4 protein-coding genes are annotated in these 3,584 nt (G+C 27.4%); 3 read left to right on the top strand and 1 reads right to left on the bottom strand.

Annotation, left to right across the window (positions count from 1 at the left end; translation table 11 throughout):
* Window positions 1-165: 165 nt before the first annotated feature.
* A complete protein-coding gene (locus TR13x_RS10660; protein WP_054871921.1) occupies window positions 166-633 on the bottom strand; it encodes a DUF441 family protein in 468 nt (155 codons plus the stop codon).
* Window positions 634-910: 277 nt separating this feature from the next.
* Here TR13x_RS10660 and TR13x_RS10665 point away from each other — a divergent pair, with 277 nt between their 5' ends.
* The 3 genes from TR13x_RS10665 to TR13x_RS10675 all read left to right on the top strand — a co-directional run.
* Window positions 911-1,459: a 2'-5' RNA ligase family protein gene (locus tag TR13x_RS10665; protein ID WP_054871922.1), complete on the top strand. Its 549-nt coding sequence runs from the start codon at window positions 911-913 to the stop codon at window positions 1,457-1,459.
* Window positions 1,460-1,639: 180 nt separating this feature from the next.
* On the top strand, window positions 1,640-2,932 hold the full coding sequence (locus TR13x_RS10670; RefSeq protein ID WP_054871923.1) for an MFS transporter: 1,293 nt from the start codon (window positions 1,640-1,642) through the stop codon (window positions 2,930-2,932).
* A 319-nt stretch (window positions 2,933-3,251) separates the two neighbouring features.
* The coding region (locus TR13x_RS10675; RefSeq protein WP_152912155.1) for a hypothetical protein at window positions 3,252-3,584 on the top strand (333 nt) is incomplete at its 3' end.

Consider the following 3,584-nt stretch of genomic DNA (forward strand, 5'->3'; position numbering starts at 1 on the left):
AGGAATTATTAGAGTAAGATTTAAGGGTTTAGGGGACTAGGGAACGATTAATTTTTTTAAAATAGCTTCTATGTAAAAGTATATAAGAATATGATTTTTTAGAGGAAAAAGATATATAGAGAGTATAAAATCTACTGTTAGTAATGTAAATTGCTTAAAATAGGTTTATTGAAATAATTTGTAAAGAAATTTAAATATATTATATATTACTAATGTTATACCTGCTGAGACTAATGGACCGACAGGTATACCTTTAAATATAAAAAGACCTATAATAGAACCTAAAACGATAGGTATTGCAATTGAAGGGTTTGAGGCCAGTAGTTCATATCCTTTACCTGTAAACATAATGACTAGTATCGATGAAATTATTGCTGAAATTCCTATAGGTGATTTTATAGAGATTAAGATATCTTTTAGTGAGTATTTATCTTGTGCAATTGGAGTAAGTATACCTATTGTTAAAATTATTATCCCTATTTTTAGACCATTATGTTCTAATTTTGGGAAATATGAATCTAGTTTTAAGAGCTTCATCAAAATAAGTAATGAGCTTGCTATTGCTAATGGATTATTTTTAATGAATAAACTCAAAGTTAGAATGATAAGTAATATAATATAACTTTGTTCCATTTTATCACCTTATATTTTTTTATTAAACGACTACTTGTTTGTGTTTATATCATTATATGTAAGTAAAAAAATATTAAGACATTATTTTGTTTAAATAAGATATAAGAGAGTGTTTTTATGGATGTTTTCCATCAGATAACAAAGTGTTACCTATATCATACTTTAGAGATGTATGACATCAGCAACACTAAGGGCTTTGTGTCATATACCACTTTTGATGTAACAGCTTTTATATGGAAATATATATTTTATTTGAAATTTTAAAGGGGGAGAAAATATGTATGGAGTTATAGCATGTTTTGATAGTCAAACAGAGAAATATTTTAAAAATTTATGGAAATTATTAGTTGAGAATGATATTTCCTATTATTCAGAAGAAGTAGAAGACAGAAGGCCACATATTACTATTGCTGATCACAATAGGTTAGATGAAAAAAAGTTCATTGAAGATATGGACAAGTTCTATGGTTCAAAATCAGGAATTCAAGTTACTTTAAGTGTTTTAGGAACTTTTTTAAATTCAGGGACATTATTTGTTGTACCTACTTTATCCAAAGAACTGTTAAACTTTCACAACGCTCATCATGAATATTTTAAACAGTATAACGATGAACCAAATTCATTTTACCTTCCTGGTAAATGGATTCCACATTGTACTATTGCAAATAGATTAAGTCAGGAAAAACTGGTAGAGGCATTTAATTACTGTTCGCAAAATATAGATATTATCAAAGCACAAATAAGTGAGATATCTTTGATAAAAGTGAAATATGAAAACAATAAAAGTGTTGGGGTTTCTACTATTTTTTCAAAGAAGTTAAGATAGATTTTAAAATTAGTTACTAAAGATGAAGAAATGATTGGATTTAAATAAGCTATACATTGTTTAAAAGGTCTGATATAAATTATTGGCAGGGGATTGCAGGAGGAATTGAAGAAGGAGAAAATTGTTCATAGTTATTTCAAATATGTTGAAAGTTAAGATTGGAAAGAGGGAGTGGGGAAAATGACAGATTCACCAAATATAATAAGTAATAAGCAGAGTAAAAAAGAGTCTAGAAATTTTTTATTATATTCATTAGGGTTATTAGTATCACTTTTCGGAACGAATGTATATACATTTACTATTAGTTTGTATGTACTTAAAGTAACAGGCTCAGGTTTATCTTTTGCAACTACGTTAGTATTGAGTACAATTCCAGTAGTCTTAATTAATCCTTTTGCAGGTGTGTTAGCTGATAAATTAAATAGAAAAATACTTGTAGTATCAATGGATTTAATTAATGGTATTCTTTTTATTGGATTATTTCTATTCAGCAAATATTATGGATTAAGTCTAGCAATAATTTATATTAGTACATTTATAAATAACTGTTTTACGGCAATTTTCAATGTCAGTATGGATTCAGCAATGCCTAATATAGTGTCAAAGAATAATCTAATGAAGTTAAATTCCATTACGAAGATAATAATTTCTATTACTATGATTTTAGGACCAATGGTTGGTGGTATTTTCTTTGCATTTATTAATATTAAAACATTTATAATTATAAATGGACTATCATTTTTACTTTCAGGAATTACAGAATTATTTATTGATTTTCAATATAGTAAGGGCAATATTATAGAAGAAAAGAGCGAGAAACTTACATTTTATGAAGAAGTTAAGGAAGGATATAAATATATTTTAGGCAAGTTTGACATAGTTATGATGATATCTATATTTATAATACTTAATTTTGCAATAGGATTTTCTATACAAGTTCCATTACCATTTGTTATTAATGATGTATTACAAATAAGTACAAAATACTTTGGAATTATTCAGAGTATGCTTGCAATAGGATTTATATTAGGGGCTTTAGTAATAAACAGGTATGGAGAAAAATGGGTGCACTACAAAGTAATTGCTAGCATGTGTATAATGATTGGTATTACTACTGTATTGATGGCCATACCAGTATTTCCTGGAGTAAGTTTTAGTAATGAAATTATATTAGTTATTTATTACTGCTTTATTACGATGATATTAGGGGGCTCCATTTCTTTGATAGATATTACTGCAACTACATATTTGCAGATAATCATTGCAGACAATTTCAGAGGTAGAGTTATGAGCTTACAGTTTAGTTTGGTTAAAATAATCCTTCCACTTGCACTAATTTTATCAGGATTTGCTATAGATTTTATGCCAATACATGTTGTTTTACTATTTGGAAGTTTTCTAATATTTATGTCAGTGATTATATGGTACAGAAAATATTTGAGTTTTATAAATTTAGAGATAATTAATCAGTAGTAGTTATTAGACAATATAAGTTAACAACTTAATTTGAGTATAGGCACTAACTGGGAGAAACCCTTTAGGATTCAGTAGAAGAACGTCAGAAATACGGAATCGTTAAAATGGTTACCAGCCTTTAATACTAGGAACATTTTAGAAACAGATAAATATCGTCTTGTAATGAAATATAAGATTTTGAGAAAGTTGAGTGAAGCTAAATCAACGTTATTCAAAAAAGAATAGGGCCGAAGTTAATTTATATAAGAAGCTCCATCATCCATAGTGGGATTTGTCAGAATAATTCTTTTTTATTTTTACATTGGAGGTAATTATGTTGAAAAAGTGGTTTGTAGCAATTATGGCTTCAATAATAATCTTATCAGGATGCCAACAACAGGTAAGTCTTGATAAACAACTATCAGAGAAAGTTAAAATTCTTGAAGAAAATGATTATATGTTTTCTAGATTAGAAATAACATATGAGCAATATAAAGAAGCTACTAAAGATATCATTGCAGATTCTTATTCATATATAGAGGATAAGCAAATATATGCATATACAGATAATGGGGAGTTAAGAGAGGTTAAAGCAATAGATTTGAAAGGACTATCAGAGGAAGAGTTTAAAAAGCATAAACAAAAATTAAACTCATTAGCTAATGAGTTT

It is taken from the genome of Caloranaerobacter sp. TR13 (genome assembly GCF_001316435.1).
Lineage (GTDB): Bacteria > Bacillota > Clostridia > Tissierellales > Thermohalobacteraceae > Caloranaerobacter.